The sequence below is a fragment of the Bacillus paramobilis genome (assembly GCF_038096195.1).
In the GTDB taxonomy this organism is placed as follows: domain Bacteria; phylum Bacillota; class Bacilli; order Bacillales; family Bacillaceae_G; genus Bacillus_A; species Bacillus_A mobilis.
Genome location: NZ_CP151108.1, coordinates 2,579,495 through 2,603,382, shown reverse-complemented (window position 1 = coordinate 2,603,382; position 23,888 = coordinate 2,579,495). Strand labels below are relative to the sequence as shown.

The following is a 23,888-nucleotide window of genomic DNA, read 5'->3' as shown; positions in this document are numbered from 1 at the left end:
ACATATCCTCTAGCCTGTTTGTATCTTATTTTTTCGTAACAACATCATCTACTATCCCATATTCTTTCGCTTCTGCTGCAGTCATAAAATAATCTCTTTCTGTATCATGTGCTACTCTTTCAATTGATTGCCCTGTTTTTTCTGCAATCATTTTATTAATATCACGCTTTAACTTTAGTATTCTTTTTGCTGTTATTTCAATTTCCGTTGCCTGACCTTGCGCACCACCTAGTGGCTGGTGAATCATAATTTCACTATTAGGGAGTGCAAACCGTTTCCCTTTTGCACCTGATAATAATAACAATGCACCAAATGATGCTGCAAATCCCATGCATAGCGTTTGTACATCTGGTTTAATGAGATTCATCGTATCTAATATGGCAAAACCTGCTGTCGTCGAGCCGCCTGGGCTGTTAATGTATAAAAATATATCTTTCTCAGCATCTTCCGCTTCTAAAAATAATAATTGAGCTACGACACTACTTGCTACTTGTTCATTTATTTCTGAACCGATAATAATAATGCGGTCTTTTAATAACCTTGAATATATATCATAGGAACGTTCTCCTAATTTCGTTTGTTCTACTACATATGGAATTGCATTCATTTTTAATCCCTCCAATAATTGTTATGCCGCGCAAAGCATACAACTGTAGGAAGAAGGTGTTTTTGCATTAAATAATAAGACTGGCTGTTTAGATGGTAACTTAGTAAAATCTATTGTCGGAAGAAGCTTTGTTAGCAATTCCGGCTTTTCCTCACGAATAGACGTTACTACAACTTCAATATCATCTGTGAATTCGACTATCTCAATCCCTTCTTCACTTACAGTTTTCAGCCTATTTCTACTCCGAAATAAAGAAGCTTTTACTGCACCTTCCGATATGGAACATACTTTAGCAATATCAGCGATACTATATTGAAAAACATCCTTTAATAATAAAATTGTGGATTGTTGTACATTGAGTGACGCTAATACTTTTCCTACCATTTCATGCAAATCTGCAATGTTCTCTTGTGGTTCTTCAAAAGTAATTTGTCCCTTTATTTTTTCATGAACTGATTTTGATTTCATCTGATCTATCCAGCGATGGCGAGCTATTTTATATACAAGTGTCATACAAATATCTTTATTACTATATTTTTGAAGAACTTTACAAACAGTTTCTTGGGCAAGGTCTTCGCCGTCCCATTTGTTTTTCGTTAAAAATGTACAGTACCTTTTCAATTCTCCGTATTGCTCAATTAAAAAATTTATATTTGAATGATTCGTATCGATATGATTTTTAAACATATGAGTTACTTTTGTGCACAAAATAACCACTCCTTTTCAGCGCTTACTTAATTAACGATTCAACAAATAAAAAAGTTACGGGGCATATAAAAAAATTATGTTTATGTTTAATAATTCGCGGTCATAAATATGTTATGTACAATTTTACTTGAGGAGGAACAAATTTGCCAAAATTAACAATTGAAGGTGCGGGAACTTTTGATGTAAAAGAAGGCACCAAATTAGTATTAGCGATTGAAGATAACGGTGTACACATTCTCCATCGCTGCGGCGGGAAAGCACGCTGCACAACTTGTAGAGTAGAAATTATAGCAGGTGAGTTTTGTGAAGCTGGTTCTAATGAAAAAAATGCGATTACGGAAAAAGGAATTGAAGATCACTTACGTTTATCATGCCAAATGCACGTACATAAAGATATAGTCGTTCGCCCTATACTTACAGTAGAAAATTCAGGTCTTGATGCAGGCCCGCGTCCAACAGAATAATATGCTAAATTTAAAACAGCTCGCAGGTGAATATGCTGCTAACTTTGTAAAAGAAGGGATGAAAGTTGGACTAGGCACAGGTTCTACTGTATATTGGACGATACAAAAATTAGGTGAGCGTGTAAAGGAAGGCTTATCATTTCAAGCTGTACCGACTTCAAAAGAAACGGAATCTCTAGCTAAACAACTTTCTATTCCATTAATCTCCTTAAACGAAATGGATATACTCGATCTTACAATCGATGGTGCAGATGAAATTGATTCAAATTTACAATTAATAAAAGGCGGCGGTGGCGCATTACTTCGTGAAAAGATCGTTGCCTCATCTTCTAAAGAACTAATTATCATTGCTGATGAATCAAAACTCGTAACGCATTTAGGTACTTTCCCATTACCTGTTGAAATTACACCTTTTTCATGGAAACAAACGGAAAGGAAAATTCAATCTTTAGGTTGTCAAACAACGTTACGTTTAAAAAATAATGAAACGTTTATTACCGATAACAATAATGTGATTATTGATTGTGTATTCCCTCATGACATATCTAATCCTGCCAACTTACATACTCAATTAAAAATGATTATAGGCGTAGTTGAAACAGGGTTGTTTGTTAATATGACTAGTAAGGCGATTATTGGAAGAAAAAATGGGATAAAGGAATTATTATGAAGGCTGACTCTTACTGTCAGCTTTTTATATTTTTTCTTTATAGCGTGGTATTATGATATACTATGAAAACAAAAGCACATCACACTAGAAAGGGCTGAATAATTTGCACTCCAAACTCATAACAGAACTTACAGATTTAGAAACTGCCTTTCATATTCGAAAAGAAGTATTTGTAAAAGAACAAAATGTCCCTCTTGAAGATGAATTCGATACATTCGATGAAATCGGTGAGGAATGTAAACATATTTTAGTTTATTATAACAAGCTTCCTGTAGGTACAGGTCGTATCCGATTTGTTGACGGCGCAGGAAAATTAGAACGCATCTGTATTTTAAAAGACTACCGTAAATATGGATTAGGAAAAGTAATAATCAAGGCGTTGGAAGAAATTGCTCGTGACAAAGAAGCAACAAAAGTAAAACTACACGGTCAAACACAAGCTGAAGGATTTTATACAAAACTAGGTTATCAAACTTCTTCAGATGTATTTATGGAAGATGGCATTCCACACGTTCTTATGACGAAAGTATTATCATAATAAAAAGGGTAATATATGAATTCATATACTACCCTTTTTTATTAATAGAAAAGTAAATTCTCAATATTTCCTTTTGCATCAAAGCCCATCATCTCTTAGTTCATATCTAGGTAAAGCTTACACTGTTTTCCATAATGATAAGGCATAAATCCAGTTTGGATCCCCATTTCCTTGATAACTCTGGACTGCTTCATATACTTTTCCTTCGTGTAGAACTCTATCTCCCTTTTCATATGCTTTCTTTGCATCCCACTCTTCATATGAAGCGCTTTCAGTTTTTGTGGTAATTACGAATATATCACTCTGTATGGATTCATTTCCAGCTACATCAACAGCTTTCACTACATATTTATAAGTAGTATTAGGAAATAAATTTTTATCCATATAAGAAGTCGAATTGGATGTTGCAATCTTTTTCATTGATCCTTCTGTTTCTCTATAAATATCGTAATGGTCTACACCAATATTATCGTCAGAAGGACTCCACATTAGATCCACACTTGACGCTGTCGTTCCCATACTATGTAATCCTTTTGGTTGTGTTGGTGCTTCTGTATCAGGAGTCTCAACAGTTGTTTTTACTGTAAGCGATTGGCTTTCTTTCGATACATTCCCAGCTGCGTCGATCGCTTTTACAATATAAGAATACTCTGTACTCGCTTGTAATTTTTTATCAATAAAATGAGGGCCTGGTACTGTGTCAATCATCTCTCCGTTACGGAAGATTTGATACCCTTTTACCCCTACATTATCCGTAGAAGAGTTCCATGTTAGTTCTATACTATTCGCTGTTACTTTTTGTGCCTGAATTCCATTTGGACTACTTGGAGCTTCTATATCTGGTTTCACATCATTGATAAGATTAACATCAATAACATTATAGAATGCATTTGCTGTATCAGCTACATCCCATACTGCTAAAATCACATGGTATCCACTTCTATCAGTAGGTACATTAACTTTGTGAGTTAAATGATTTGAGGCTGCAGAACCATCATGTTGTACAGTTCCAATTGGTTCAAAATCTGCTCTTGTAAGCGATTTATTTGAGTTCCATCCTTTTTTGGTAATATAGTAATGCCATTTACTCGTTAAGTGAGGCGCTGTATATTTCCAAGTAAAACTATTTTCTCCGCCTGTGATTGTATTTTTAAACCAACGATTTTCAGTTTGTTGATCTAAAATACCGCCAAATTTTCCGCCTGCAGAAGCGATTTGTCCATCAACTGGGCCACCTTGTGGGAATCCTTTTGGTGCTTCTAAGCTTTGCGGTTCATACATAACACTTCCGCAGTTTACATTTAGTGCGCCATAAGTTGGACTACATAAAGCAGATCGGCTGCCAGGCTTTTCAACAAAACCGTGCGCGTATGCATTTTGAGGAATAAGAGTCGTGCCAATAATTCCAGCTGTTAATGCAACAGCTCCTAGACTTTTTTTGTTCATTTTCATATTTTGTAGTTGTTTTAAAAATCGATTATTCATGTTCCTGTCCCCTTTTTGTTATACTTCGTAGTGTAATGTGGGCTTTGATGTAAAAGAATAACAAGAGACAATCTTGTATCGATGTATGTGTTAGTTATGCATACACCAAAGTGAAAATACATTTCATCTTTTGTGAAATATTTCACTTAATGAATATATCATTACATAGAAATCATCAAAGTATGTGCAGAAGTTGCGCAGAAACAGTGACATCATTACTAACATGTAAAATTACGCCCTAAGTAACCGTACATACTGGGGATTTCAGGTGCTTTTGTCAAAATTGATATTCATCCTTTTTCTTTTCAAATAATAGAAAAGTGCCTATATCATTTAATATAGGCACTTTTTTCATGTGTAATTTTATACTTATTACCGATCTATAAATGTAAAAATAATATCTACAGCCTGCTTATAGCCACCAGACTTCTGGAAAGACTCCTTCAAATTCAAAGCAGCTTCTTTAAATGAAGGATTATTTAATACGAGTTCTACATTTTCACGTAGTTGTTCCTCAGTTAATTCTTTCATCGACAACTTAACCCCAGCTCCGAGATTCTCCACTTGCTTTGCGATAACTGGCTGATCTGCACTTTGCGGAATTACAATGAGTGGAATCCCGTTATATAATCCTTCATGTGTACTGTTCATCCCACCATGTGTAATAAATAGCTTTGTATATGTAAGTAGTTTTGTTTGTGGTACATAATTTTTCACAATGAAGTTTTTAGGAATTTTACCTAAATCACTTATTTTCGTTTTATTGCCAATAGACATCACAATAGTATAATCACTATTCTCAAACGCCTTCATACATAGTTTATAAAAATCAAGCGATTCATTAAAAACAGTACCTAATGAAATGTAAATCAGGCTTTTTTCTTCAATTGCAGTAAAATCAAACTCTTCATTTTTCACTTGTGTAGAGATAGATGGACCTACAAATGTAAATGTTTCATCAAACATATCTCCAAAAGGTTGGAACTCCTTTATTGTATACACAATAGTAAGTGGCGCTGGATTACAGAAAACTTCATACGGCGAGTTTATTTTAACACCGTATTTTTTCGCAATTCCCTTAGTTAAGCTTTCAAAATCATTATGTATCCTACCTTGATCTTCCACTGGGATATTTTTAGACAAGTGGGCTAACATTTGTTCAAATGCTTTTTCATCCTGTGCAAAAGATGTAGATGAATTTATTGCTGGAAGCTTTAGAATTTGAGAAATTATATGGCCACAGCCAAACATCGAATCGTGAATAATATAATCAAAATGTTCCCCTTCAATTTGCTCTAGAACACTAGGTATCACAACATCCACTGTATGCAAAAGGCCGTTAATTCTTTCTAATAAATAATTTCGACCACCAGAAAGAAAAGCTTTTATAAACTTTTGCTCGTCAATTGTTCGGACAGTAGCACCTGTCTTTTCAATACGCTCTCTAAAAGATTCTATTGAAAAATAAATTACCTCTTCCCCACGTGAAACTAATTCTTCTACAACTTGCAATGTTGGATTTATATGTCCTTCTGATCCAGTATTAATGAATAAAACACGTGCCACTTTAAACACTCCTTAATTTAAATCTTTTCTACGTTTTCATTAGGATTACAGGTATTTGGTCTTATTCTTCTAAATTGACCTTGCAAGCCTAAATCCAAGATCATCTATATGAAATGTAGGATGACTACGCCGACGACAAGTCGCACCGCAACCTCTAGCTTCTTCAGCCCAACTACCGCCTCGAAAAATTCGGTACGATCCATATACCTTTTCATCATACAAATCATAGCACCATTCCCAAACGTTTCCTAACATATCATACAAACCCCATGCATTCGGCTTTTTTTTACCGATTTCTTGAATACGTCCATCTGAATTTTCATTATACCAAGCAATCTCTTTCAGTTCTCCATATATGTATCCAGTAGTTCCTGCTTTACATGCATATTGCCACTCTGCTTCAAAAGGTAATCGGTAGCCAATTGAATCTAAATTACAACTAACAATTAGACCATCATCACTAATAGAATAATATTCTTTTAATCCTGCTTTTTTTGAAAGTAAATTACAAAATATAATAGCATCATTCCATGAGATATTTACAACTGGTTTATTTTTATCTTTGAATAAATTTGGTTTATGATTCGCAATCGCATCATATAATTCCATCGTTACAACGTACTTTGCTAGAAGAAATGGTTTAACTTGGACTTGCCATTCTTTTTTAATTCGATCATCTCTTAATACTACTTTTCCTTCTGGAATTTTCACCATATTAGAATCAACGGAGCCAATGAATCTATTCAATCCTATCCCCCCATTTTACTTCTTTTTATAATCTAACTATTTATGGTATCGTACTTCTCTAAAAATAGTCTTACTTCATTTGAGGATTTTAAAATAATAACTTCTTTATCTTTACTCAATTGATTTAGCTTCTTTAAAATTGAAGGCCGTTTCGTTTTAGGATATTGCCATATCCATTTAAAAAATTGCAAGTCAAATCTTTCCTCACATCCAGCACCCATATCCGGTCTTGTTTTATTCCGATATTGTACAACCCTTTTAAAAGCACGATAAACACATATTGTTCTATGAATATCAAGAAAAATAATTGTATCAGCTGCGTTAATTCTTATGTTCATTGTCCCGCCATAATTCCCATCAATAATCCACTCATCTTCTTTAACTAATTCATTTTGAACCTTTCTTTGCTCCTCTTTCGGTACACCCTCCCAATTTGGTTTCCAAAATAACGCATCAAGATGATGTACTTTAATATTTAATTTATTTCCTAATTGCCTTGCTAATGTAGATTTTCCTGAACCACCAGAACCTATTAATATTATTTTTTTCATAAATACCCCTTTTTACATCTTTTATTTCTTCCTTAACATAAACTCACAAAACATTCCAATCCCAACACCAATTGTATAAGCAACTATATCACTCCACAAAAATCCGTAACCTAATACGAGTCCACCTAAAGTCGTTGCACGAATACTATCTATCCATTCAGCATGATACAATTGGCTCACTTCAATCACGTAGCAAAATAGCAAACTAATAAAAGCCAATTTCTTCGTTTTTATTTTAGGAAATAAAAATCCGAATCCAGTAAAAATCATCAATGCCCATAAAGCATCGCCTAAGTAGTCATTTAATAGCTGAGGTAACGCAAAAGCTAACTTTCTCGAGCTAAGACCTAAAATAATTACAACGATAGTAAACAGTGCATATAATAGTCTATTTCGTTTCGTTTTCATCTCAAGATCTCCTAATATGTAATTTAAAATTGTAAATAGGTAGTAAAATATAATTATTTTACTACCTATTTATTAATGGCTTTCATAATAAGAAAATGTGGATTTGTATTTAGGTAATGATATGATTTTTCGTTTACTTCTCTCATCTTTTCAACTGGCCTCGGTTCCACCATTTTTTCTAACACGAAATAATTTGTTGTTTCATTAATTATGTCTTGAAGTGACCTTCTAAAAAAGCTAACTTCTATTGTAATATTTGGTTTAACCCAAGTATCGACTAATAATTGTTTTTCGAAATAATTTTCACTAGTAAACTTTGTGAAATCCATAAAAGGATGATGAATGGAGTATATAAATTCTCCACCAGGCTTCAATACTCGGCGAAACTCCTGAAATACTATATTCCAATTTTTCAAGTAATGAAGCGTTAACGAACTTACAATAATATCAAATGTATTATCTTCAAATGGTAATACTTCTTGCAGGTCATGACAAAGAAACGTTGCTTTATCACCCATACTTTCCTTTGCAGCTTTTACCATTTCAGAACTTACGTCAATTGCAGTAACGTTTGCTCCTCTTTCTACAAATTGAGAAGTATACCATCCAGCTGCACATCCAGCATCTAGTATACTCTTCCCTTCTAACTTCTTTGGAATCATCTCCATCATCGCTGGTCTTTCGTAATAACTGTTATATGGATTTGCCACATCTAAATTTTCTTTATATGTACTCGCTAATTTATCATATGTACCTTTGATCGTGTCTTTCAATACATCCACCCCTTATACATACTAATTTAATAACTCTTGCTGCTTTTTCTTTGAAAATGATTGTAAAACTAAATCATATGACCAATCAATCATATTATTAATTTGCTCCTGCTCTACATCTTTATGTATATACACTGTATTCCAATGTTTTTTATTCATATGATAACCAGGAATTATGGTTTCTGGGAAGTCTTCTCTTAACCTTAGTGCAAGTTCTGGGGCACATTTTAATGTAATCGCAGCTTTTTCTCCTTCTTCATGATTTACAATCGCAAATATTTTATTATTAAGCCTCATACATGTTGCATTCCAACCATCTGGTGAATCTTCTGTTGCTTTTCTTTTCGATAAACAATATGTTCTAGTTGCATTCATTCTTATTGGCACCTCTTATTCTTTCACGATTTGATTACGATGCATTACAATTTGTTTCGTCGCTTGAAATTGCTGTTCGCCGTAAAACTCTATTAAATTCTCTCCGCAAAATAGACTAACAATATGAACATGAGATATCTCTTGAAGTAATATTGTAAGCATCTTCTCCCCAATACCTTGATTTCTTACACTCTTATGTACGACAACATCTTCTATGTACGCTCGAAAAACACCATCAGAAACAACTCTAGCAAATCCAATTAATTCATTTTCGTCCCATACCCCAATCGCTATACTACTCTTTAACATATTTTGAATATCGATTTCTTTTCTTTCTGGCCACCAACCTACAGAGTCATAAAGTTTTTTTATTTTGCCTACGCAGATTGGTTGTTCATGTTGCAATTTATACGTGTACATTTTCCTTCTCCCATCAAACTGCTCATTATATTTATTTTGTCTTACTTCCTTCAATATAAAACTATAGAATCCAGCTTGTTATGAAAACCTACATAAGATTAATTTATAATATCAATTTTACAATTGCAATCGTCACTCTCTCCTTTTCATATTCCTTATATTAAATATACTGAATAAGAGAAAACTAATGAATATAATACCAAAAGCATTTCTCATATACTATTTAACTATTAAAGCTTGAATTTCTTTCAAGAACTGGTAAAGTTAATTAGGTGAAAAATACATAAAGTGAGGCGATTTTTTGAAAAAGTTTAGTTTATTACTAACAGCATTTGTCATAATCTTATCGTTATTCATCCCTAATTTTACAAGTGCTAAAGCTTTTCCAGATGTCCAATCTAATCATTGGGCAATTAAAGAAATTAACTATTTATCGGATAAAGGTATTATTAATGGTACCCCAGAAGGTTATTTTAAGCCAGGCGATAATGTAACTCGTGGACAAATGGCCTTAATGCTAGATTTATCGTTAAAATTAGAAAAGCCATCTAGTTATAATCATATTTTTTCAGATGTAACTAAAGGTATCTATTATTACGATTCTGTACATAAGCTAGCACACAACAACATTGTACAACGTGAAAAAAACTATTTCCCGGATCGCTCATTGTCTCGTGCGGAAATGGCAGTAGTTCTTGTTAAAACTTTTGATTTGAAACCTACAGGTGCCGACGTCAATTTTCCTGATGTTCCATCTACACATTGGGGTTACAATTATGTCAAAATTTTAGCCCAAAATAATATCACTGCTGGATTTCCTGATGGTACATTTGGTCCAGATGTAAAAGTAACTCGTGAGCAATTCGCTGCATTCTTGGCTCGTGTTTTAGAACCAAATTTCCGTCCAGCTCTCCCTAAGCCTAAAGGTAACTTAGAGGTTCATTATATTGATGTCGGACAAGGTGATGCTACTTTTATTAAATCCCCAAGTGGAGAAACTATCCTTATTGACGCTGGTAACAATGGAAAAGGTAAAGTAGTAGCAAATTATTTAAAAGGATTAGGATTCCAAACTATTGATTATATGATTGCTACGCATCCTGATGCTGATCATGTAGGTGGATTAGATGAAGTCCTATATTCTATGAATGTAAAAAACGTTTACGCTCCTAAAGTAAGTCATACGACACAAACGTTTAAAGACTTCCTAACTGCAGTAGCTAACAAAGGATTAACAATTAAAGAAGCGAAATCCGGTGTAACTTTACCAATCAATGGTTTAAACTCACAATTTTTAGCTCCCGTTAAAGAATATGGTAACGATCTAAATGAGTGGAGTGCTGTATTAAAAGTAACACACGTCAGCAAATCCTTCTTATTCACAGGTGATGCTGAATCTAAAAGTGAGAAAGATATGGTTGCAACACATGGTTCTAACCTAAAATCAGATGTATTAAAACCAGGTCATCACGGAAGTAAGACTTCTTCTTCTCAGCCATTTTTAGATGCAGTGAAACCAAATATCGCTGTAATTAGTGCAGGTGCAGGTAACCGCTATGGCCATCCTACGCAGGAAACTTTAACAAAGTTAAATTCAATGTCTGTTAAAGTATATAGAACAGATATAAATGGCACTGTAGTTATTAATAGTGATGGTTCAAATATTTCTGTAAGAACGGAGAGGTAATTATGAAAAGAGGTATTATTGACCGTTTTGAAGGCGAACTAGCAGTTATTGAAGTGAATAACGTAACAATTGATGTACCTAAATCCAAAATCCCTTCCACTGCAAAAGAAGGTGATGTACTTATAATCGAGAATGATAAGTATACAATTGATAAGAACGAAACAGATAAAAGAAGACGTGAAATCCAAGATTTAATGAATAGGCTATTTGAATAGAAAAAAAGAGCCCTCCAAAAGGATGGCTCTTTTTTTGCACAATTAGTAGCTAGTTATTTTTTATTATTTAACTTCGTACCACCAACCCTTCCTATCAAGCCAACCTTTCATACCGTTTAATTGCGCATCGCTAGTTGGATCCGAAATAAAATACGTTAAGCCATCTGATTGTAAAATGAAGGTCGCAGTCATTTTTACCGATGTTAAAGCCTTCATAGCTTCAGGAGCCTCATATGGTGAAAAAGCACCCGATTGGATAATATTTTGTTTAGAAACTTGTGCTTGTATGTTTTCTTGTTTTGGTACCGATTCAGTAAACCAAGAAAGGGGCTTATTTCCTATCAATTGGTTTAAATCACATTTACCGATACCTGGTACATTACCTGTCTCAGTGTATTGCCAAATGTCACAAGGATATGCCGGCTTGTTACCGCCATACCTAGGAATCCATAAAAAATCACTTTTTACGTTCGCCATACCGAAAGGCTCATATACATGATGCCCAACATATAAGCCAATTTTCTTAGCACCTAGTCGGCGTAACTCATCGATAAAAGCTTGTGTACCAGCTCTCATATCATCCATTGTTTTCACTTCTACGTCAGCAGCCCAAACTGTAGCACTCTTATCACCGCGATTCCAAAAATCTTGCGCTTCCTTCTTCGCATCAGCAATTGAAATAAAGCGACAAAATCCATAGTTACCAAATGGAATATTTCTAGTTTTCATTGCTTGGACATAATTTTTATATAAAGGATCTACATAATTTGATCCATCTTGTACCCTAGCGATTACGAAATCTAGTTGTGGAGCGGCTACATCCCAGTTAATGTTACCGTTCCATTTTGAAATATCTACAATGTAACCCATTGCTTTACACCTCCTTTATTAGTATTATATTCAGAGCTAGTCTTATTGCTCTTCCTCTCCTAAAAATTCAATAGTATTTGCTAGTACATATAGTAAATACGACAAGTGTCTTCTACAAAGACAGTAACTCATTTCCATTAAAAAAGAAAATCATAGCTATACGAATCGTACTATTTGTCCCCATAATTACATCAACTTGAGTAGTTGCTTTAAAATTAAAATAGCATCACCTTGTTTGGTGATGCTTTTAAAATAAACTTTTCTTCTAGAGCACGAATCCAATCACTATAACCGCTTCTCTAAAAAGTGTTGACTATGTCCTTTAGGATGATCTTCAACAACACCATATTCTTGGTAGCCGTGCTTTTTATAAAAATCTGGCGCTTGAAAACTAAATGAATCTAATAATATTAATCTACACCCTTTTTCCTTCGCGATGTCTTCGATTTTATGTAACAGTTGACTGCCATAACCATCATGACGAACTGTTTCATCAACCCATAAAAAATCTATATGAAGATGGTAAAAATACATCGTTCCTGTTACCCCACCAAATATTTTTCCATCCTCATCTTTTACTACGAAACTTACTTGCTCCATCGGCTGTTTTGCTTCATCTTTTAAAATCGACATGTTATATTGAATTACTTTATTTTTTATGTATTCTCCTTCAGTTCGAGTACCACTTTCTATATGTTTCATATATTTCTTCCTTTCAACTTAATAAGCTACCTTTAATTTTTACTTTTCCTTTTTAAAATACTAATAAACACGAATCCACCATAAGTAACAAAGCATGAGAAACCAATTATCCCTGGTACAGAGACATAACCTATTCTTATATAACTAATAACGGCAAAGCAAGCGATAGACAATAAAATAGATGGCCAAAATATAAGAGCTGTTTTTCTTCGACTCTCTTTCGATGTACTTTCTTTCTCTTCAGAAACACGTGTGCCAAAAAGCAATACAATACAAATAAGGATTGCTGCAAAGTAAATCGTATCTAATGACAGAGTATGATCGTAAATCGCGATTCCAACTTCCAAAGCAATAATTGTTAAAATTAATATGATGATTGTTGAAGTCTTCAAGTTTCTATTCAATCTCTCACTCCTAACATGCCATCATTATATTTTTTGTATATGCATTTCAAAGCCGATATAACGGTTTCATCGACTTCGTTATTATCAAATCGATTAGGCAAATCTTTCCCTCCAATAACATAAAGAAGCGGAAATTCCTGGAACTTCCCCATGATACCAATATTTATTATTGCTGTAGGCAATCCACCTGTCATATGGGCTATATGATAATACGGTATCCCCTCATATTCTCCTTGCTGCCTTACCATTCCGTTTATTATTGGTTCCCATAATTCTGGATTACTTTTATAACATTTAAAAATATGCACTAAAAGTGAATGTACTTGATTTAACTCTCCAACATTCTGTTCATCTATAGGGTTTTCTTGGACGTGTATCTTGGAAAAATACGTTGAAACATACTTTCTAATAAAACCCCATCCTCCGCAGTGCATTACAATTGACTTTGCAATATAAATATCATGACACGCTATCATCACTTCAACAGCTTTACTAAGTGTTAATGTATCTCTCCCTTGCAAGTGTGGATATAATTGTGCGCTATCTTCTTTCGAATTAAATTTAATTTGGTGAAGTGTATCATTCCAACTAATTTGTTTCTCTTTTATCATGTTTGCTACTGCAAATCCAATTGCCACTTTTGCTGCTGATGCTAAAGGAACATACAGCTCATTATTATAGGAGGCAATTATATTATCATATTTTGTTGAGTACACAATCACTCCAAGTTGACCAGATTGCATTTCTTTCATTTTTTCTATAATCGTTTGCATATTGATACCTCTTTTTATATTGTTTTATCATCTTCTCAAAATTCGATATAGAATATTAAAAACCTTTTTTGTTTCATGATATTTATGCATACAATAAAAAAGATAGCATGAAATTTCCCCATGCTATCTTGCTAAAATACATAGTTCGCATAACGCAAACATTTACTCTTCCGTAGGTTTTTTAGGACCATTAAGCTCCAATTGATAAAAAGCTAAATCTAACCACCTATTAAACTTATAACCAGCCTTTTTAATTGTCCCCGCATGAACAAATCCATAGCTTTCATGTAAGGCAATGCTTTTCTTATTTTCTGCATCAATTCCAGCAATTAAGGTCATATATTCCCTTTCTTTTGCAACTGTGATCAATGCTTTCATTAAAGAAGTTCCTATCCCATTTTTTCTATATTCCTTATGAACATAAACAGAATGCTCAATTGAATATTTATAGGCAGGCCAAGCTCTAAACGGCCCGAATGTCGCAAACCCTACTACTTTATTATCTAATTCGTATACTAAAATCGGATAACTTTCAGCCTTTTTTTGTTCATACCAGTCTATTCTATTTTCAAGTGTTACAGGTTTATACGTATATATGGCCGTTGTATACAATATAGCATCATTATAAATATCTAAAATGTATGTTACATCTTGTTTCCTTGCTTCCCTTATCATCACTTTCTTCCTTTCCTCTAATTTCACTCCTATATACGAATACGAGCTTTTCGGAAACCATCAAATATATTTAACGCAGCAGACAAAATGTAAATGATAATACCTCCACCTATTAACCACGTTTTAAATTCCTCTAGAGAAATAGTAAACACATTTGCCACAAACGTAATAAATCCTTCGTTAAACAAATGCGGATTTACTACAATTACAATGAATACTATTGTTCCAGCTATTTGAAGAAAAGCATTCCCAATTGCCAACTTTTTCGTCCATTGTCCCTGTACAAACTTATAAAGAGATATAGCTATTTCAAAAACAATCATAATTACAACGATTGGCCAATACTGAAGTAACACATCCTGATTAAAAGTAGGCGTGACAAACTTCAGTCCGTTTTCTGTACCATGATATACACCTACAAGATGATTCGCATAAAAATAAAGTGTTCCCCATATTGCCGTCCACATTAACCCTCCAAATACTTCGAACTTTGAAATCGACTTTTTCTTTGGAACATACGAAGTATTTTTTAAATCATCAGGCGTCCATTTTTTTAAACTTGTCGTCAACGGTTGGGTACCTTTGTCTTTATCTGTTCTTTCTAAAATTGCAAATACAAGTGTCAACCAGAAAAACACATGGAGGCCTACTTCGATAATTTCCCCAATTCCTTTACCTATCAAATTTAAAATAACGTTTAATACCGCTTGCTCACCATTATATCCTACAAAATTTTCTGCAACCATTGCAATGAGTGCGATAACAGCTGCAATTGGTATAATCATTTTTAATAACGTCGTATATACATCAAAATAACGTGGTCCAATTAAATGCATCGGTTTATCCAAATATCCATTAGCCAATGAAACGGGACTTCCCAATTTTTCAAGAACTCTTTTTTCGTCGTTTTCACTATAATCATCAGGTAACATATCCTCGATTGTTGACCGTAATTCAAGAATAATATCTTCACGATTTTTTTCAGGTAATCTCTTCGCTACTTCTTCTACATAAATATCAATCAAATTCATTTTTGTCCTCCTCCTTTAATAGGTTATAAAGCTCTTTCGAATCCTTTATCCATTCTTTCTTCAGCTGCAAAAATATCTCTAATCCGTATTCACTTAAAACGTAATACTTACGAGGTCTACTCTCCGTTTTATCCCAACTACTCGTTACTAGCTCCTGCTTTTCTAATCGGCGAAGTAGTGGATATAAAGTACTTTGATCGATTGTAATCCCTGATTGTTCCAATAATTGGACAAGTGAATACCCATACTGCGGTGTTCTTAACTGGCTTAAAACCGCTAATGTTAATGTACCTCTTCTTAGTTCAGTAATTAACGAATTTAATAAAGCATCCATTCACTCACCTCATTTTCATTACTATATGTCATACAGTATGTGTTTTATACTATGTATCGTACAGTATTAATGTGATAAAAACAATAAGAATTTACAAAAATAGAAAATAAAAAGCACAAACTATATATTTTGTGCTTTTCTGGCTAATTTAAATGCTTATAACAATTTTAATTTTGTACCTCTTGTAATATAAACTCTCCTTTTTCTTTAATAAATGGGATAACATTTACAACTGATTCAATATGAATTACTCCATATACATGCGGATATTCTTGACCGTTAGAAGCAAGTTCATATTTTGTTTCTGCTTTTATTAAGGATGGATCAATTGTTAGTAATAAAACATCTTCTTCATGATTAAAATGTTTTTCAGCAACTTCTAAAGCTTGTTTTAAAAATGAACAATGAATAAATCCCTCTTCTTTTAATGAAGTTTCATTAATTTCTCTATTTATCTTTGCAATTTCCCAATTTCTTTTTGTTATTACCTTTGTAATCATAGTTAGTTTCTCTCCATGTCTTTATATAGAAAAACAAGAGGTTCTTCTTTTTGTTACTAGAAAATCCTCTTGTTTTTCATATTTATTTTAATCCTTTAATTAAAGGCGATGCTTCTCCGCTATGGAAAATCCATAAATCATGAAGCGATCTTGTACATCCGACATACAATAACTTCGCATCGTGTTTTGTATTTTTATAATGTTCTTCATCAACGTCCATTAATAGTACGGCATCAAATTCTAGCCCTTTCGCCAAGTATACAGGTACTACTGAAATACCGCCTTCATATTTACTTTGATCTGCTTCAATGACGTTTACAGCTAATCCTGCATTTGTTAATTTCTCATATATATCGCGGCATTCATCGTCTGTTCTTCCTATTACCGCAATTGTTTTCACATCTTCATTTTGTAGATGTTTTAACGTCTTCATAATCTCATTAAATTGATCCTCTACATGGATTACTTTAACCTCTTCACCACTACGAAAAACTGGTGTTGCGAGCCCAACTGGAATCTGTGCATTTTTAATTATTTCGTTCGCAAATTCTATAATTTCTTTTGTAGAACGATAACTTCTCGTTAGTTCATAATAACCTGTTTCTTGAAATACTTCCTTAAAAGCACTCCAATCTTCAATCCCTTGATAATCATAAATTGCTTGAGATAAATCGCCTAATATAGTGAAAGAATTACCTAGTGTAATTTCTTTTAATACATACACTTGGAATGGCGAGAAATCTTGCGCTTCATCAATAACGACGTGATGGAATTTCTGTCCGATTTCAATACCTGTTATTCGGTGATGTATGTAAATTAAAGCTGGTAAATCTTCTACATACATTTCTTTTTTACGAAAACTCTTTTCAGTTTCTTTCACAAGTTCTTCAGGTAATACTTCGAGTATTTCTTTACTTTTCAATATTGAACTATATAGTGAAAGTGCACTCATTTTCGGCCAAAACTTCATATATGTGTTCAATCTCTTTGTCGCTTCTTTTTTTAGTAATTTCTTCTCGTTTGTTTCTCCATACTTTTTCAGTTCAATTTCAATCCAGCGCTTCATTCTGCCGACTAATCTTTCTCTTCTTTTCTTTAATGGATAGTGTTTATATTCCACTTGCATCCATTTTTTTATGTCTTCTACTGGAATAATAGCTTTGTCCCATGCCTCAAAATCAATTGTTGGTATTAATTCTTTTTCAAATTGAACCATTCTCTCTTCAATAAAGGACTTAAATTCCAGCGTGCCTTTCAATTTACCGAGCATAACCTTTTCTTCATCACGATTAATAGAAAATGCTTCTTTCAACTTCTCTTCTGTTTGCTTTAGTTTCACCGAATCATCTAACGTACGTAATGCCCAATCTGCGAATGTTGTTTGACTAATATTCCCTACACCTAATTCCGGAAGCACACTCGAGATATAGTCTAAAAACAGACTATTCGGTGCGAATACAATCATTCTCTCTGCTTCTAATTGTTCACGATATTCATAAATTAAAAAAGCAAGGCGATGTAAAGCGATTGTTGTTTTTCCGCTCCCTGCAACCCCTTGAATAAGTAGTGGTAAGTTTCTTTCCGCACGAATAATATCATTTTGCTCCGATTGTATTGTCGAAACAATATCCTTTAGTTTATTATCTTTATTCTCACCTAATCGATATAGAAGAAAATCATCGGCATGCGATACATCTTCATTTCCTTTTACATATGTATCAACAACACGTTCTAGTTCTCTTTTTCGAATAGAGATGTTTCGCTTTAAATACACATCACCTTCTACTAATCCGTCTGGTGACTGATAAAACGCTAATTCGTCACCACCGGTAAACGAATAAAACATACTTGCGACAGGTGCCCGCCAATCAATTACAATTGGTTTCATTGTATCTTTATGTGAAACACCTACTTTACCGATGTAGATCGGTATAACATCTTCCTTGCCATCCTCCTGAAAATCTAATCTTCCAAAGTACGGCTCTTGCACTCCAATACGTAAGTTTTGTCTATTAGATTCTCTCATACTTTCTAGAATTTGTTCTTTAAAATCTTCCCCATAATAAACTGGAATTTTTTCAAGTTTTTCTAATTGATCATCCATCGTACTTAACGTATCTTTCATTTTTTGTAACTCTTCTTCAAAAATGTTGTTCATTTGATGATTCCCTCCTGTCCGTTCTAATTTTTTCAGTCGAAATACAATTGTATTAAAAATCCATTTATAAAGTCAATAGTTTCAATTTAAATTTTCCGAAAAAACTCACTTTTCATCTTTCTAATTTTGAAATCTTATCGTTATTTTTACATTATAAGAATATAAAATATCTAAATTACAACACTTTACATATAATAAAATAATGCATATAAATGCTATTACTTTCTATTATTAATAACGATTTATACACTAACTTACTAAAACTCTCATCTCCCTTTCTATCGATTTCCTCCTTTCACTTGTAAAATAATGAGAAGTGTCAATAGGTAAATACCAAAAATAAAAAAGGAGTTTATTCGAAATGACTACAACCAATAGAAAGCATGTAAAGTTACATTTAATTATTTTTGTGTTATTTGTGCTAGCAAGTGGCTGGATCGGTGTATTCCTTGATTCTCTTCTAACAGATCAGCCTGAAGGAAATTCTTTAGGCATGGGCTTATGGCTTATACTTCCTTTCTTCGTCAGCATATTACTTAGAATTCTTAGCCGAGATTGGCATAATTTTGGTATTAAACCAAATTTAAAAGGAAACTTTAAATGGTATTTCGTAGCAATACTTATTTATCCATTCGTTACACTAATAACTATAAGCTTAGCTCTATTTTTCGGAGTCGTTAACATATCTAACTTTGAGATGTCCTCATTATCTTCACTCATACTCATGTCTATTATAGGTAATTTTATTAAAAATATTTTCGAAGAGTTCTCTTGGCGCGGTTATTTAACCCCAAAGCTTATTGAATTAAAGTTAAACGATTGGCTAATTTATTTAGTTTCTGGTTTAATTTGGGCTCTTTGGCATGCCGCTTATTATTTAGTTTTTTTACCAAATGAATATTTTGAATCTATTTCTAGGTTAAATATGCTTTTATCAGGATGCATACTTATGGTTTCTTGGTCTATTATGTATGTCGAAATATATAGACTTACAAAATCAGTGTGGCCATGTGTGTTCATGCATGCACTTGAAGACGCCGTACCTACTGTTTTAATAACTATAACCGGTATTATTACTCTTACAAATAGTAGTGATTTTTGGTTAAATCCTATTAATGGTGTCGTTGCCACTGTTTTATTTCTTGGCATCGGGATTGTACTAAGATCCATAAGGATAAAAAAAGAACGACAATTAAGTATGTAAGCCAGCCAGTTATTCAAACCATAAAGTGAGATTTTAATCAGTGAGGCTTTTGCTGCCTGTTAATACAGGATATAAAAGTCAAAAAGAGTAAGGATTTAATCCCTACTCTTTTTGACTTTTATACGATATGAGAAACATTCAGTTAAAGATGCTTGCTCTTTATATTTTCGTTTTTCAAAATCATATGCTCCTCCTGGAAAGATCCCTACAATACTTAAACCAGCTTCAGCACATATATTGCTAATCTCATCTACCGTATAACAACGTAAAGACTGTGTAACTATATCATTTGGATTATTAGGATGCCACCAATGATCTAACATTCTTTCATTTATACTATCATATTCATATTTTCGCATAGCTGCACTTAATGTCATTTCCTGTCCACTTACCTTTTTCCAATACAATGGTTGATAAATATCAATAAGTGCACATCCATCATCCTTCATCCAATTTTTAATCCGTTTTAATAGAATCAATTGTTCATCATCTGTTCCTACACCAAATCCATCTAAATAACTAACAATATCAAACTTTTCTTCAAAATTTATTTTATAAAAATCAGCGCAATGAATAACAATATCATTAGTAGAATGCTCTTTTGCAAACATAACTAACTCTGGTACGAGCTCAACTGTAGTCATTTTCACTTGTAACTTAGACATTGCCCTTGCAAATCCGCCATTTCCTGCTCCTAGTTCTAACATCGACTGAAATGAATGGCCAATTTGTTCTTGAACTTCTTTCGCAACCTGTTCTAACCAGCTTTCTGTATTAATATCGTAATTGGATAGTTTGAATTGTTTTTCGTAAAATTCTCTCACATCTAATTCGTTCATTAATATTCTCCTCCTGTATATTATTTTTTCTGCTACAGGTGAGAAACTAAATTTCTGATACCCATGAAAAATCCTCCTTTAATTCCCCTATATTTACATTTTATCAAAATAATCAGAAATTTAAAAGTTTCAATTAAAAAAAACAGATAATGGATGTTCCCACTATCTGCTTCTACGGCTTTATTGTCCTTGTTGATACTTCACCCAATCACCAGAAATGATAACTTTCTTTAGCATTTCTTTATCTTGAGCGACATACACAAATGCATGTATTTCTCTATCGCCTAAATAAATCGTTTCGGTGATTCGGTCATATAAATCACTTTCTGCATTACCTGTATATTCTTCAAGTTCATCTAATTTTTGCAGAACAACCTCATTTACTTCATAAACTTCTCCGTATACTTTGTCCTCATTTGAACAAATCATTGCCGGATACCCTTCGTTTGTATCAAATAATTTACCATACATCCATGCTTCGTCTGTGATGCATATTGCACCTTGCATAAAATGAGCATTCGCTTGCTCTTTTCTTAACGTGCCATACACGAAAACGTGATGCATATATCCCTATCCCCTTTATATGTCTCTATTTTCTAATTTGTAAATAAGCACGAATCATAAAGTAACTCACTTCATTTGGAAGTTGGTCCTTAATCGATTTCAGACCACCCTCTGCATTTTGCACGGCAGTTTCAATCAGTGATTCATATTCTGCAGGAACAAAACTGTTCCAGTCTACTTCCATTCCATCTTCAAAACAACGAATTAAATGATTTTCAATCGTTTGCCTTGATAAGCCACGTTCTTTCGCAATTACATCTAGATCAATGCCTTGCTTGTACATTTCATACGTTTCTAAATGAGAATTTGCTGAAGCTTTCCCTGATTTTTTCGGCTCTGTCACCACTTCTGTTTTAACTGTTTCAGCATAGTTTGGGTTTTCCTCTATAAAGTGCTGAACTGCTTGTAAGAAGTGAGAGCCATACTTCACAAGTTTATGTTCGCCAATCCCTTTTACAGTTAAAAGTTCAGATTCACTTTGCGGCATTTTCGCGCACATATCTTTCAATGTTTGGTCAGAGAAAATAACGAATGGAGGTACACCTTCTCCTTGCGCAATTTCTTTACGTACTTCACGAAGTACTTCAAATAAAGGATGATCTTGAACAATTTGTCTCGTCTCTACTCGTTCTTTACGTAAAACATTCACTTTACCAAGTAACACTTCTTTCCCTTTTTCCGTTACTTTTAATGTCGGATACGTACCATGTTCAACGGCAATTAATTCATCGGAAATTAGAAACTCAATAAATTCACTAACTTCTTTTACGCTACGATTTGATAGTAATCCGTATGTTGGTAACGTATGAAAATTAAATTCAATAACTTTCTTATTTTTAGATCCAGTTAAAACTTGTGCAATCATTTGTTTACCAAATCGTTGGTTCGTTCTAATCATGCAAGATAGAACCATTTGTGATTCTCTCGTCACATCGATACTTTCGCGGTCGTCCGTACAATTACCGCAGCGTCCACAATCTTCCTTCGGCTCTTCTCCAAAGTATTGCAAAATAAATGATTGTAAACATTGTTCTGTATGACAGTAGTCAGTCATATTTTGCAGCTTTTCAAGTTCATTTGAAAAACGAGATTCTCCAGTCGATTGATCAATTAAAAAGCGCTGTACTTGCACATCCTGAGAAGAATATAACAATATACATGCACTATCTAATCCGTCACGTCCTGCACGTCCTGCTTCTTGGTAATAACTTTCCATATTTTTTGGCAGTTGATAATGGATTACGTAACGAATATTCGATTTATCAATCCCCATCCCAAATGCAGATGTCGCTACCATTACACTCACTTCATCACGTAAAAAGAGTTCTTGCTGCTCATTTCGATCGGTATCACTCATACCAGCATGGTATTTTGATACCGAAACGCCCGCCTTCATTAAATCCTCATACAATTGATCAACTACTTTTCTAGTAGCTGCATATATAATCCCAGATTCTTTTTGATTTTGACGAATATAATCCGCTAAATATGCATGACGATCTTGTCCTTTAATAACAGAAAATGATAAGTTCTCGCGCTCAAACGTTGTCATAATCGTATTTTCTTGATTAATTCCAAGCGTGTTGCAAATATCTTCACGAACTTGTGGTGTTGCCGTAGCAGTTAATGCTAATACGAGCGGCTTTTCTGGAAGATAATCTAATATGCGATGTATATGTAAATAACTTGGACGGAAATCATGTCCCCACTGCGAAATACAGTGCGCCTCATCAATTGCAATCATCGGGATTTTCATATCGATAAGTTGGTCAACAAACTCCATTGAATCAAGACGCTCAGGCGCCACATAAAGTAACTTATAATGACCTTGTTTCGCTAATTGAATTCGTTGATTTGCTTCTGTAATAGAAATAGAACTATTAATATAAGTAGCTGAAATACCGTTTTGTACTAATGTATCTACTTGGTCTTTCATAAGTGAAATCAAAGGTGAAATAACTAATGTCGTTCCTTCGAATACTAATGCGGGAATTTGATAACAAATTGACTTACCACCGCCCGTAGGCATAATACAAACTGTATCTTTCCCATCTAATACATTTTTAATTGTTTCATCTTGTCCTCTTCGGAATGACGAATAACCGAAATAAGACGCTAAAAGTTCTTGTGCTTTTGTAAACAAAAAAGAGTCACCTGCTTTTCTTTATCTTTCATCTACTCCTATTATATCATCACTTATGTGACTTGAAAGTAATCAATATGTGACTAACAGCTTGCTTTTTCATTATTTTACGCTTCTCTACGTTTTAAAGGTTGGTTAGCAACGGTGTTTTAATGGTGATTTGTATTTATAAATTTTAAAACATAAATAAAGCACATATAAAATGAATTACAAAATAAATACACATTTTATTACTCTTCCTTGAATACTACTAATCTTATACATATGAATTCAGGAGGTTACTATATGAAGCACTGTAATATTAGTTCCATCAAGCAGAAAACAGTACCGAACCAACTACAATCCTCAAATCATGATGCGTGGAAATATGAATCGTATTATAAATACCAGCCATTATTTTCTTATAGAAAACTTTTTCATTTTCTTTCTCAACTTTTTAAACGTTAATACGTATGCGAAATATATATCATTCACAAA

29 protein-coding genes are annotated in these 23,888 nt (G+C 33.5%); 7 read left to right on the top strand and 22 right to left on the bottom strand.

Features of this window, described 5'->3' with window-relative positions; all coding sequences use genetic code 11:
* Positions 1-25 precede the first annotated feature (25 nt).
* Together clpP and AABL52_RS13460 are read right to left on the bottom strand one after the other, a co-directional pair.
* A complete protein-coding gene (clpP, locus tag AABL52_RS13465) occupies positions 26-607 on the bottom strand; it encodes an ATP-dependent Clp endopeptidase proteolytic subunit ClpP (RefSeq protein ID WP_341519649.1) in 582 nt (193 codons plus the stop codon).
* Between the two features lie 21 nt (positions 608-628).
* Complete coding sequence (locus tag AABL52_RS13460) at positions 629-1,315, bottom strand: RNA polymerase subunit sigma-70 (protein WP_097844792.1); 687 nt, start codon at positions 1,313-1,315, stop codon at positions 629-631.
* Positions 1,316-1,458: 143 nt separating this feature from the next.
* Here AABL52_RS13460 and AABL52_RS13455 point away from each other — a divergent pair, with 143 nt between their 5' ends.
* From AABL52_RS13455 to AABL52_RS13445, 3 genes are all read left to right on the top strand, one after another.
* Complete coding sequence (locus tag AABL52_RS13455) at positions 1,459-1,779, top strand: 2Fe-2S iron-sulfur cluster-binding protein (RefSeq protein ID WP_340420174.1); 321 nt, start codon at positions 1,459-1,461, stop codon at positions 1,777-1,779.
* Position 1,780: 1 nt separating this feature from the next.
* Positions 1,781-2,449: a ribose 5-phosphate isomerase A gene (gene rpiA / locus AABL52_RS13450; protein WP_341519648.1), complete on the top strand. Its 669-nt coding sequence runs from the start codon at positions 1,781-1,783 to the stop codon at positions 2,447-2,449.
* Positions 2,450-2,552: 103 nt separating this feature from the next.
* Positions 2,553-2,987 (top strand): GNAT family N-acetyltransferase, encoded by a 435-nt coding sequence (locus AABL52_RS13445; RefSeq protein WP_341519647.1) that lies wholly within the window; start codon positions 2,553-2,555, stop codon positions 2,985-2,987.
* Positions 2,988-3,104: 117 nt separating this feature from the next.
* On the opposite strand, the gene AABL52_RS13440 is transcribed toward AABL52_RS13445, so the two are convergent.
* The 8 genes from AABL52_RS13440 to AABL52_RS13405 form a co-directional block, all read right to left on the bottom strand.
* Positions 3,105-4,472, bottom strand: coding sequence for a lytic polysaccharide monooxygenase (locus AABL52_RS13440; protein ID WP_341519646.1), 1,368 nt, complete (start codon positions 4,470-4,472; stop codon positions 3,105-3,107).
* 372 nt (positions 4,473-4,844) lie between these two features.
* Positions 4,845-6,038 carry a macrolide family glycosyltransferase gene (locus AABL52_RS13435; RefSeq protein WP_341519645.1) on the bottom strand — a complete coding sequence of 398 codons (1,194 nt, stop codon included), beginning with the start codon at positions 6,036-6,038 and terminating at the stop codon, positions 4,845-4,847.
* 69 nt (positions 6,039-6,107) lie between these two features.
* Positions 6,108-6,785: a formylglycine-generating enzyme family protein gene (locus AABL52_RS13430; protein WP_341519644.1), complete on the bottom strand. Its 678-nt coding sequence runs from the start codon at positions 6,783-6,785 to the stop codon at positions 6,108-6,110.
* Between the two features lie 32 nt (positions 6,786-6,817).
* Positions 6,818-7,336, bottom strand: coding sequence for a DNA topology modulation protein (locus AABL52_RS13425; RefSeq protein ID WP_341519643.1), 519 nt, complete (start codon positions 7,334-7,336; stop codon positions 6,818-6,820).
* A gap of 21 nt (positions 7,337-7,357) precedes the next feature.
* Positions 7,358-7,744, bottom strand: a complete 387-nt coding sequence (locus tag AABL52_RS13420; RefSeq protein WP_000851055.1) for a DUF2809 domain-containing protein — start codon at positions 7,742-7,744, stop codon at positions 7,358-7,360.
* A gap of 65 nt (positions 7,745-7,809) precedes the next feature.
* Positions 7,810-8,517: a class I SAM-dependent methyltransferase gene (locus AABL52_RS13415; protein WP_341519642.1), complete on the bottom strand. Its 708-nt coding sequence runs from the start codon at positions 8,515-8,517 to the stop codon at positions 7,810-7,812.
* Positions 8,518-8,538: 21 nt separating this feature from the next.
* On the bottom strand, positions 8,539-8,892 hold the full coding sequence (locus AABL52_RS13410; RefSeq protein ID WP_341519641.1) for an MmcQ/YjbR family DNA-binding protein: 354 nt from the start codon (positions 8,890-8,892) through the stop codon (positions 8,539-8,541).
* 15 nt (positions 8,893-8,907) lie between these two features.
* The gene (locus AABL52_RS13405) at positions 8,908-9,312 is read right to left on the bottom strand and encodes a GNAT family N-acetyltransferase (protein WP_341519640.1); all 405 of its coding nucleotides are present in this window, start codon (positions 9,310-9,312) and stop codon (positions 8,908-8,910) included.
* A gap of 301 nt (positions 9,313-9,613) precedes the next feature.
* Between AABL52_RS13405 and AABL52_RS13400 the strand changes: the two genes are divergently transcribed.
* Together AABL52_RS13400 and AABL52_RS13395 are read left to right on the top strand one after the other, a co-directional pair.
* Positions 9,614-10,999 (top strand): S-layer homology domain-containing protein, encoded by a 1,386-nt coding sequence (locus AABL52_RS13400; protein WP_341519639.1) that lies wholly within the window; start codon positions 9,614-9,616, stop codon positions 10,997-10,999.
* Positions 11,000-11,001: 2 nt separating this feature from the next.
* Positions 11,002-11,214: a DUF3006 domain-containing protein gene (locus AABL52_RS13395; protein WP_000820163.1), complete on the top strand. Its 213-nt coding sequence runs from the start codon at positions 11,002-11,004 to the stop codon at positions 11,212-11,214.
* A gap of 63 nt (positions 11,215-11,277) precedes the next feature.
* Here AABL52_RS13395 and AABL52_RS13390 read toward each other — a convergent pair whose 3' ends face one another.
* From AABL52_RS13390 to AABL52_RS13350, 9 genes are all read right to left on the bottom strand, one after another.
* The gene (locus AABL52_RS13390) at positions 11,278-12,084 is read right to left on the bottom strand and encodes a GH25 family lysozyme (protein ID WP_000540639.1); all 807 of its coding nucleotides are present in this window, start codon (positions 12,082-12,084) and stop codon (positions 11,278-11,280) included.
* A gap of 285 nt (positions 12,085-12,369) precedes the next feature.
* Positions 12,370-12,786 (bottom strand): GNAT family N-acetyltransferase, encoded by a 417-nt coding sequence (locus tag AABL52_RS13385; protein ID WP_097844779.1) that lies wholly within the window; start codon positions 12,784-12,786, stop codon positions 12,370-12,372.
* A gap of 32 nt (positions 12,787-12,818) precedes the next feature.
* Complete coding sequence (locus tag AABL52_RS13380; RefSeq protein WP_341519638.1) at positions 12,819-13,190, bottom strand: hypothetical protein; 372 nt, start codon at positions 13,188-13,190, stop codon at positions 12,819-12,821.
* Positions 13,187-13,963 carry a serine hydrolase gene (locus AABL52_RS13375; protein WP_341519637.1) on the bottom strand — a complete coding sequence of 259 codons (777 nt, stop codon included), beginning with the start codon at positions 13,961-13,963 and terminating at the stop codon, positions 13,187-13,189. Before AABL52_RS13375 ends, AABL52_RS13380 begins: the two co-directional genes overlap by 4 nt.
* Before the next feature lie 162 nt (positions 13,964-14,125).
* The gene (locus AABL52_RS13370) at positions 14,126-14,638 is read right to left on the bottom strand and encodes a GNAT family N-acetyltransferase (RefSeq protein WP_341519636.1); all 513 of its coding nucleotides are present in this window, start codon (positions 14,636-14,638) and stop codon (positions 14,126-14,128) included.
* A 29-nt stretch (positions 14,639-14,667) separates the two neighbouring features.
* Positions 14,668-15,669, bottom strand: a complete 1,002-nt coding sequence (locus AABL52_RS13365) for an HAAS signaling domain-containing protein (RefSeq protein WP_341519635.1) — start codon at positions 15,667-15,669, stop codon at positions 14,668-14,670.
* Positions 15,656-16,003, bottom strand: coding sequence for a PadR family transcriptional regulator (locus AABL52_RS13360; protein ID WP_061679735.1), 348 nt, complete (start codon positions 16,001-16,003; stop codon positions 15,656-15,658). Before AABL52_RS13360 ends, AABL52_RS13365 begins: the two co-directional genes overlap by 14 nt.
* A gap of 167 nt (positions 16,004-16,170) precedes the next feature.
* On the bottom strand, positions 16,171-16,503 hold the full coding sequence (locus AABL52_RS13355) for a DUF952 domain-containing protein (protein WP_341519634.1): 333 nt from the start codon (positions 16,501-16,503) through the stop codon (positions 16,171-16,173).
* Positions 16,504-16,585: 82 nt separating this feature from the next.
* Positions 16,586-18,661 carry a HelD family protein gene (locus AABL52_RS13350; RefSeq protein WP_341519633.1) on the bottom strand — a complete coding sequence of 692 codons (2,076 nt, stop codon included), beginning with the start codon at positions 18,659-18,661 and terminating at the stop codon, positions 16,586-16,588.
* A gap of 361 nt (positions 18,662-19,022) precedes the next feature.
* On the opposite strand from AABL52_RS13350, the gene AABL52_RS13345 reads away from it, so the two are divergent.
* A complete protein-coding gene (locus AABL52_RS13345; RefSeq protein WP_341519632.1) occupies positions 19,023-19,865 on the top strand; it encodes a CPBP family intramembrane glutamic endopeptidase in 843 nt (280 codons plus the stop codon).
* Between the two features lie 95 nt (positions 19,866-19,960).
* On the opposite strand, the gene AABL52_RS13340 is transcribed toward AABL52_RS13345, so the two are convergent.
* The 3 genes from AABL52_RS13340 to recQ form a co-directional block, all read right to left on the bottom strand.
* Positions 19,961-20,704, bottom strand: coding sequence for a class I SAM-dependent methyltransferase (locus AABL52_RS13340; protein ID WP_341519631.1), 744 nt, complete (start codon positions 20,702-20,704; stop codon positions 19,961-19,963).
* Between the two features lie 180 nt (positions 20,705-20,884).
* Complete coding sequence (locus AABL52_RS13335) at positions 20,885-21,268, bottom strand: gamma-glutamylcyclotransferase family protein (protein ID WP_097844772.1); 384 nt, start codon at positions 21,266-21,268, stop codon at positions 20,885-20,887.
* A 25-nt stretch (positions 21,269-21,293) separates the two neighbouring features.
* Entirely contained in the window at positions 21,294-23,411 is a 2,118-nt protein-coding gene (gene recQ / locus AABL52_RS13330) for a DNA helicase RecQ (protein ID WP_098259121.1), read from the bottom strand.
* Between the two features lie 285 nt (positions 23,412-23,696).
* Here recQ and AABL52_RS13325 point away from each other — a divergent pair, with 285 nt between their 5' ends.
* On the top strand, positions 23,697-23,858 hold the full coding sequence (locus AABL52_RS13325; RefSeq protein WP_176374234.1) for a hypothetical protein: 162 nt from the start codon (positions 23,697-23,699) through the stop codon (positions 23,856-23,858).
* The last annotated feature ends 30 nt before the right edge of the window (positions 23,859-23,888 follow it).

Coding starts and splice junctions, on each gene's coding strand:
- AABL52_RS13390 (WP_000540639.1), bottom strand. CDS start 12,084: ATGGGTTACATTGTAGATATTTCAAAATGGAACGGTAACATTAACTGG.
- AABL52_RS13345 (WP_341519632.1), top strand. CDS start 19,023: ATGACTACAACCAATAGAAAGCATGTAAAGTTACATTTAATTATTTTT.
- AABL52_RS13420 (WP_000851055.1), bottom strand. CDS start 7,744: ATGAAAACGAAACGAAATAGACTATTATATGCACTGTTTACTATCGTT.
- AABL52_RS13425 (WP_341519643.1), bottom strand. CDS start 7,336: ATGAAAAAAATAATATTAATAGGTTCTGGTGGTTCAGGAAAATCTACA.
- AABL52_RS13340 (WP_341519631.1), bottom strand. CDS start 20,704: ATGAACGAATTAGATGTGAGAGAATTTTACGAAAAACAATTCAAACTA.
- rpiA (WP_341519648.1), top strand. CDS start 1,781: ATGCTAAATTTAAAACAGCTCGCAGGTGAATATGCTGCTAACTTTGTA.
- AABL52_RS13375 (WP_341519637.1), bottom strand. CDS start 13,963: ATGCAAACGATTATAGAAAAAATGAAAGAAATGCAATCTGGTCAACTT.
- AABL52_RS13350 (WP_341519633.1), bottom strand. CDS start 18,661: ATGAACAACATTTTTGAAGAAGAGTTACAAAAAATGAAAGATACGTTA.
- AABL52_RS13335 (WP_097844772.1), bottom strand. CDS start 21,268: ATGCATCACGTTTTCGTGTATGGCACGTTAAGAAAAGAGCAAGCGAAT.
- AABL52_RS13360 (WP_061679735.1), bottom strand. CDS start 16,003: ATGGATGCTTTATTAAATTCGTTAATTACTGAACTAAGAAGAGGTACA.
- AABL52_RS13440 (WP_341519646.1), bottom strand. CDS start 4,472: ATGAATAATCGATTTTTAAAACAACTACAAAATATGAAAATGAACAAA.
- AABL52_RS13325 (WP_176374234.1), top strand. CDS start 23,697: ATGAAGCACTGTAATATTAGTTCCATCAAGCAGAAAACAGTACCGAAC.
- AABL52_RS13410 (WP_341519641.1), bottom strand. CDS start 8,892: ATGAATGCAACTAGAACATATTGTTTATCGAAAAGAAAAGCAACAGAA.
- clpP (WP_341519649.1), bottom strand. CDS start 607: ATGAATGCAATTCCATATGTAGTAGAACAAACGAAATTAGGAGAACGT.
- AABL52_RS13395 (WP_000820163.1), top strand. CDS start 11,002: ATGAAAAGAGGTATTATTGACCGTTTTGAAGGCGAACTAGCAGTTATT.
- AABL52_RS13385 (WP_097844779.1), bottom strand. CDS start 12,786: ATGAAACATATAGAAAGTGGTACTCGAACTGAAGGAGAATACATAAAA.
- AABL52_RS13365 (WP_341519635.1), bottom strand. CDS start 15,669: ATGAATTTGATTGATATTTATGTAGAAGAAGTAGCGAAGAGATTACCT.
- AABL52_RS13370 (WP_341519636.1), bottom strand. CDS start 14,638: ATGATAAGGGAAGCAAGGAAACAAGATGTAACATACATTTTAGATATT.
- AABL52_RS13355 (WP_341519634.1), bottom strand. CDS start 16,503: ATGATTACAAAGGTAATAACAAAAAGAAATTGGGAAATTGCAAAGATA.
- AABL52_RS13405 (WP_341519640.1), bottom strand. CDS start 9,312: ATGTACACGTATAAATTGCAACATGAACAACCAATCTGCGTAGGCAAA.